Source organism: Mesorhizobium sp. Cs1321R2N1, from assembly GCF_037179725.1.
GTDB classification, from domain to species: Bacteria; Pseudomonadota; Alphaproteobacteria; order Rhizobiales; family Rhizobiaceae; genus Mesorhizobium; species Mesorhizobium salmacidum.
In genome coordinates this window covers 25,324-31,748 of sequence record NZ_JAPYKP010000062.1, presented here as the reverse complement: position 1 = coordinate 31,748, position 6,425 = coordinate 25,324, and the positions used below count along the sequence as shown (strand labels likewise).

The 6,425-nt window shown below is 64.9% G+C and carries 4 protein-coding genes; 3 read left to right on the top strand and 1 reads right to left on the bottom strand.

What is annotated here, in order from left to right:
- On the top strand, window positions 1–747 hold a 747-nt coding region (locus O7A61_RS17255; protein ID WP_337130834.1), incomplete at its 5' end, for a S1 RNA-binding domain-containing protein.
- On the opposite strand, the gene O7A61_RS17250 is transcribed toward O7A61_RS17255, so the two are convergent.
- Complete coding sequence (locus O7A61_RS17250; RefSeq protein ID WP_337130833.1) at window positions 748–1,659, bottom strand: LysR family transcriptional regulator; 912 nt, start codon at window positions 1,657–1,659, stop codon at window positions 748–750.
- A gap of 99 nt (window positions 1,660–1,758) precedes the next feature.
- Here O7A61_RS17250 and O7A61_RS17245 point away from each other — a divergent pair, with 99 nt between their 5' ends.
- Window positions 1,759–2,955 (top strand): acyl-CoA dehydrogenase, encoded by a 1,197-nt coding sequence (locus O7A61_RS17245; protein WP_337130832.1) that lies wholly within the window; start codon window positions 1,759–1,761, stop codon window positions 2,953–2,955.
- Between the two features lie 104 nt (window positions 2,956–3,059).
- The gene (locus tag O7A61_RS17240; RefSeq protein WP_337130831.1) at window positions 3,060–6,419 is read left to right on the top strand and encodes a transglutaminase family protein; all 3,360 of its coding nucleotides are present in this window, start codon (window positions 3,060–3,062) and stop codon (window positions 6,417–6,419) included.
- The last annotated feature ends 6 nt before the right edge of the window (window positions 6,420–6,425 follow it).

The following is a 6,425-nucleotide window of genomic DNA, read 5'->3' as shown; positions in this document are numbered from 1 at the left end:
GATGCGACCGGCCCGTTCGCCAGCCGCAAGGACCTGCTGAAGGTGGCACGGCTTGGGCCGCGCGCGTTCGAACAGTCCGCCGGCTTCCTGCGCATTGCCAATGGCAGCGAGCCGCTCGATGCCTCGTCGGTGCATCCGGAAGCCTATGGCGTGGCCAAGAAGATCGTCGCCGCATGCGGCCGCGACGTACGTTCGTTGATGGGCGACAGCGCCGCGCTGAAGGCGCTCGACCCGCGTGTCTTCGTCGACGAGCGTTTCGGCCTGCCGACGGTGCGCGATATTCTTGCCGAGCTGGAAAAGCCCGGCCGCGACCCGCGCCCCGGCTTCAAGACCGCGACCTTCGCCGATGGCATCGACGACATCAAGGATTTGAAGCCCGGAATGCTGCTGGAAGGCACCGTCACGAATGTGGCGGCGTTTGGCGCCTTCGTCGATATCGGGGTCCACCAGGACGGGCTGGTGCATGTCTCGCAACTGGCTGACCGTTTCATCAAGGACGCGCACGAGGTGGTCAAGGCGGGCGACGTGGTGAAGGTGCGCGTCGTCGATGTCGACATCAAGCGCAAGCGCATCGCGCTCTCCATGCGGAAGGATGGCGGTGAGGGCGGCGCGCCGAGGAGCGGGCCGCGCGACAATGGCGGCGGCCGGCCGGCGCCACGCTCGCCGGCGCCGCAGCGCCAGCCCGAGCGGCCGGCACAGCAAGGTGCGTTCGGCGCCGCACTGGCGGACGCACTGAAGCGGAAATAGCTACCACGCCAGAACAGCCGGCTCCTTCTCGCGCTGGCCCAGCAGCCAATCTCGAAAGCTGGCAACCGGTGGATAGCCGCGCTTGTCGTGGGGAACGACGAGGTAATAGGCGCTGCGGCTTTGCATCGGCTGGCCGGGCGCGGGCACAAGCTGGCCGCGCTGTAATTCGCCAGCGATGAGGAGCAGCGGCAACAGCGCCACGCCGAGCCCCGCCATGCAGGCCTGGGCGGCGGTGCCGAACTGCTCGAACTGCATGCCCGGCCCGGTCGGCGCGCTCAGCCCCTGATGCTCGAACCATTCCGTCCAGGCGCCGGGGCGCGTCGTCATGTGCAGCAGCGGCAAACGACCGATGTCGGCCGGCGTGGCGATGGCGCGGCCGGCGAGGAACTCGGGCGACACCACCGGTGCCACCGTCTCACGCACCAGAAGTGTCGAATCGGCGTCCGGCCAGTCCGGCAGGCCGTAGTGGATGGCTGCATCCAACCTCTCCCTGGCGAAGTCGAACCGGCCGACGCGCGTGACGAAGTTGATGGTGATGTCGGGATTGCTTTCGACGAAATTGGGGATCATCGGCATCAGCCAGCGCGTGCCGAAGGTCGGCAATATGGCCAGGTTCAGGATGCCGCTATGCCGATTGCTCATCAATCCAAGCGCTGCGTCGCGCAATTGGCCAAGCGCCGAACGTACTGCCTCGGCGTAGATTTCGCCTGCCGTCGACAGGCGGACGTTGCGGCTGTCGCGCTCGAACAATCGGCGGCCGAACTGATCCTCCAGCAAGCTGATCTGCCGGCTGACGGCACCCTGGGTTAGATCCAGTTCCTGGGCAGCGGCGGTGAAACTGCCAAGCCGGGCCACCGCCTCGAAGGCGGCAAGGGCGCTGATGTTGGGCAAAAGGCGACGCTGGACACTCATGAGCCATTCCTACCGCTCATTGATCGGTGAAGCAATTTCGTTTGATTTTTTCAGGCCACGGGCCGATAAGCCGGGCTTCACCCTTCTGAGGATCAAGCCATGGCCGCCGACAAGAATGCATTCGTCTGGGAAGACCCGTTCCTGATCGAGGGCCAGCTTTCGGAAGACGAACGCATGGTGCGCGACGGCGCGGCGACCTTTGCCGCCGACAAGCTCGCGCCGCGCATCGAGGAGGCGTATCTCAACGAGACTTTCGACACGGCGATCTTCCGCGAGATGGGTGAGGCCGGCTTGCTCGGCATCAATATCCCGGAGGAGTTCGGTGGCCTCGGCGCCAACTATGTGACCTACGGGCTGGTGGCGCGGGAAGTCGAACGCGTCGATTCCGGCTATCGCTCGATGATGTCGGTGCAGTCATCGCTGGTGATGTATCCAATCTACGCCTATGGCTCGGATGAACAACGCAAGAAGTACCTGCCGAAGCTCGCCAGTGGCGAATGGATCGGCTGCTTCGGGCTGACCGAGCCGGATGCCGGCTCCGACCCCGGCGGCATGAAGACGCGCGCGGAAAAGACCGCCAGCGGCTACAAGCTGACCGGCTCCAAGATGTGGATTTCCAACGCGCCGGTCGCCGACGTGTTTGTCGTCTGGGCGAAGTTGAAGGGCGCGAACGGCAAGGACGAGATCCGCGGTTTCGTGCTGGAAAAAGGCATGAAGGGGCTGTCGGCGCCGAAGATCGGCGGCAAGCTGTCGCTGCGGGCGTCGATCACCGGTGAAGTGGTGATGGAAGGCGTCGAGGTCGGCGAGGACGCACTGCTGCCCAACGCCAATGGCCTCGGCGGACCGTTCGGTTGCCTCAACCGGGCCCGCTACGGCATCTCATGGGGCTCGATGGGCGCGGCGGAAGATTGCTGGCATCGCGCTCGCCAGTATGGGCTGGACCGCAAGCAGTTCGGCAAGCCGCTAGCCGGCACGCAGCTCTACCAGAAGAAGCTCGCCGATATGCAGACCGAGATCGCTTTGGGGCTGCAGGCTTCGTTGCGCGTCGGGCGTCTGCTCGATGAAGGCAAAATGGCGCCGGAAATGATCTCGATCGTCAAGCGCAACAATTGCGGCAAGGCGCTCGACATCGCCCGCCAGGCCCGCGACATGCATGGCGGCAACGGCATCCAGATCGGCTACCACGTCATGCGCCACGCGCAGAATTTGGAGACCGTCAACACCTATGAGGGCACGCATGACGTGCACGCGCTGATCCTGGGACGGGCGCAGACGGGGATACAGGCCTTTTTCTGAGCGTTCGATAGCCGTTTAATTTAGGTGCACCGCAACATCCGCTTGGAGAATGGCGGCCAGATGTGTCAGGGTTCTGCCAGCTAAACGCCGATCTACGGGCCCCCATGGCAATTCTGGCAGCCGTCTACCACCTGACCCACTACAAATACGACCGGCCGGTGGTTCTCGGGCCTCAGATTATCAGGCTGCAGCCGGCGCCGCATTCCCGCACCAAGGTGTTGAGCCATTCGCTCAAGGTCGAGCCGGCGAACCACTTCGTCAATCTGCAGCAAGACCCCTACGGCAACTTCCTCGCCCGTTTTGTCTTTCCCGAGCCGGTGACGGAGCTGAAGATCGAGGTCGATCTCGTCGCCGACATGACGGTCTACAATCCGTTCGACTTCTTCGTCGAACCGTCGGCGGAGGCGTTCCCGTTCGATTATCCCGAGGAAATCAGGGATGATCTGGCCATCTACCGGGCACCGGAGCCGGCGGGGCCGCTTCTCTCGGCTTTCCTGGAAACCGTCGACCGCAGCGCGCCGAACACGGTCAATTTCCTCGTCGACCTCAATGCGCGTCTGCAGCGCGAGATCGCCTATATCGTGCGCATGGAGACCGGCGTCTTCTCACCGGAGGAAACGCTGGCGGCGGCCAAGGGCTCCTGCCGGGATTCGAGTTGGCTTCTGGTGCAGATCCTGCGCAATCTCGGCGTCGCCGCGCGTTTCGTCTCGGGCTATCTGATCCAGCTCAAGCCCGACCTTGTCGCGCTGGATGGGCCGGCCGGCACATCAGTCGATTTCACCGACCTGCATGCCTGGTGCGAGGTCTATCTTCCCGGTGCCGGCTGGATCGGTTTCGACCCGACTTCCGGCCTGCTCACCGGCGAGAGCCATGTGCCGCTGGCCGCCACGCCGCATTTCCGCAATGCGGCACCCATTTCGGGCATGGCGAGCTTTGCCAATGTCGAGTTCGGCTTCGAGATGCGGGTCGATCGCATCGCCGAGCATCCGCGCATCACCAAGCCGTTCTCGGATGAAAGCTGGCAGGCGCTCGACGCGCTCGGCAACAAGGTCGATGCCGCGCTCGCGGCCGGGGATGTGCGGCTGACCATGGGCGGCGAACCGACCTTCGTGTCGATCGACGATTTCGAGGCCGCCGAGTGGAACACCGCCGCCGTCGGGCCGAGCAAGCGTGAAAAGGCCGACGCCCTGATCCGCCGCCTGCGCGAGCGCTTCGCGCCCGGCGGCTTTCTGCATTACGGCCAGGGCAAATGGTATCCCGGTGAAAGCCTGCCGCGCTGGACCTTCTCGCTCTTTTGGCGCGCCGACGGCGAGCCGGTCTGGAGCGATCCGTCGCTGATCGCGCCGGAAAAAAGCTCGGCTGATGTCGGGCCGAAACAGGCCGAAAGCCTGCTGACGGCGATCGCCGGCGAGCTCGGCATCGATACGTCCATGGTCAGTGAAGCCTATGAGGATCCAGCCGAATGGCTGCTCAAGGAAGGCAAGCTGCCCGAGAATGTCGACCCGTCCAACTCCAAGCTGGAAGATCCGGAGGAACGCAGCCGCATGGCGCGCGTCTTCGAGCGTGGGCTGACCAAGCCGTCAGGCTATGTGCTGCCGGTGCAGCGCTGGAACAGCCAGGCGTCCGATCCGCGCTGGCGTTCGGAGAGGTGGACGACGCGGCGCGGCCGGCTGTTCCTGGTGCCGGGCGATTCCCCGGTCGGCTACCGTCTGCCGCTGGGAACGCTACCCTATGTGCCGCCGGCGCAGTTCCCCTACATCGTGCCTGTCGATCCGTCGCTGCCGCGTGGCCCGCTGCCCGTGCGGGAAGCGATCTTGCCTGCGGCCGCTCCGGCCGAACTGGAAGGTGCCGACGAAATGGCCCGCCGCCAGCAGGCGGTGTCGTTCACCGCGGCGACCGGCCAGCAGGAGCGGGTCGAGCAGGAGATCACCGAGATCGGCGGCGCCGTGCGCACTGCACTTTCGGTCGAACCGCGTGACGGCAGGCTGTGCGTTTTCATGCCGCCGGTCGAGGCGCTGGAAGACTATCTCGAACTCGTCGCCGCTGCCGAGAACGCGGCAAAGGCGATTGGCCTTCCCGTGCATATCGAGGGCTATGGCCCGCCGCAGGATCCGCGCCTCAATGTCATCCGCGTCGCGCCCGACCCCGGCGTCATCGAGGTCAACATCCATCCCGCCTCGAATTGGCAGGATTGCGTGGCGACGACGACGGCGATCTATGACGAGGCGCGGCAGACGCGGCTTGGCGCCGACAAGTTCATGATCGATGGCCGCCACACCGGTACCGGCGGCGGCAACCATGTCGTGGTCGGTGGCGCCACGCCCAATGACAGTCCGTTCCTGCGCCGGCCCGACCTGCTGAAGAGCCTGGTGCTGCAATGGCAACGGCGTCCCTCATTGTCCTATCTGTTCTCCGGGCTGTTCATCGGCCCGACCAGCCAGGCGCCGCGCTTCGACGAGGCGCGACACGATTCACTCTATGAGCTCGAGATCGCGATGGCGCAGGTGCCGCATCCCGACCAGGGGGCCGCACCCTTGCCATGGCTGGTCGACCGCCTGTTCCGCAATCTGTTGACCGACGTCACCGGCAATACGCATCGCTCGGAAATCTGCATCGACAAGCTATTCTCGCCCGATGGACCGACCGGTCGGCTTGGCCTTGTCGAATTCCGTGGATTCGAGATGCCACCCAATGCGCGCATGTCTCTGGCGCAGCAATTGCTTGTGCGGGCCATCATCGCACGCGCCTGGAAGAACCCGCTCGACGGACGCTTCGTGCGCTGGGGCACTTCGCTGCATGACCGCTTCATGCTGCCGCACTATGTCTGGGCGGACTTTCTCGATGTGCTCGACGACCTCAAGCTCAATGGTTTCGAGTTCCGGCCCGAATGGTTCGACGCCCAGCTCGAATTCCGCTTTCCTTTCTGCGGCGAAGTCCAGCATGCGGGCATCAAGCTGGAGCTCAGGCAAGCGCTGGAGCCATGGCATGTCATGGGCGAGCAGGGCGCGATCGGCGGCACGGTGCGTTTCGTCGATTCCTCGGTCGAACGGCTGCAGGTCAAGACCGAAGGTCTCAATCCGGAGCGCCATGCGATCGTCTGCAACGGCCGCATCGTGCCGATGAGGGCTACCGACAACCGCGAGGTCGCGGTAGCGGGCGTGCGCTTCAAGGCCTGGCAGCCGGCTTCAGGCCTGCATCCGGCACTGCCGGTCAACACGCCGCTGGTGTTCGACATCTACGACCGCTGGTCGAGCAGGGCGGTCGGCGGCTGCGTCTACCATGTCGCCCATCCCGGCGGGCGCAACTACGACACCTTCCCGGTCAACGGCAACGAGGCCGAGGCACGGCGGCTCGCCCGCTTCGAACCGCGCGGCCATACCCCGTCCGGCTATGTGTTGCGTGAAGAACAGCCGGGGGAAGATTTCCCGATGACCCTTGACCTCAGGCGTCCGCCAAGACTGTGATCTGAC

Coding starts and splice junctions, on each gene's coding strand:
- O7A61_RS17240 (WP_337130831.1), top strand. CDS start 3,060: ATGGCAATTCTGGCAGCCGTCTACCACCTGACCCACTACAAATACGAC.
- O7A61_RS17245 (WP_337130832.1), top strand. CDS start 1,759: ATGGCCGCCGACAAGAATGCATTCGTCTGGGAAGACCCGTTCCTGATC.
- O7A61_RS17250 (WP_337130833.1), bottom strand. CDS start 1,659: ATGAGTGTCCAGCGTCGCCTTTTGCCCAACATCAGCGCCCTTGCCGCC.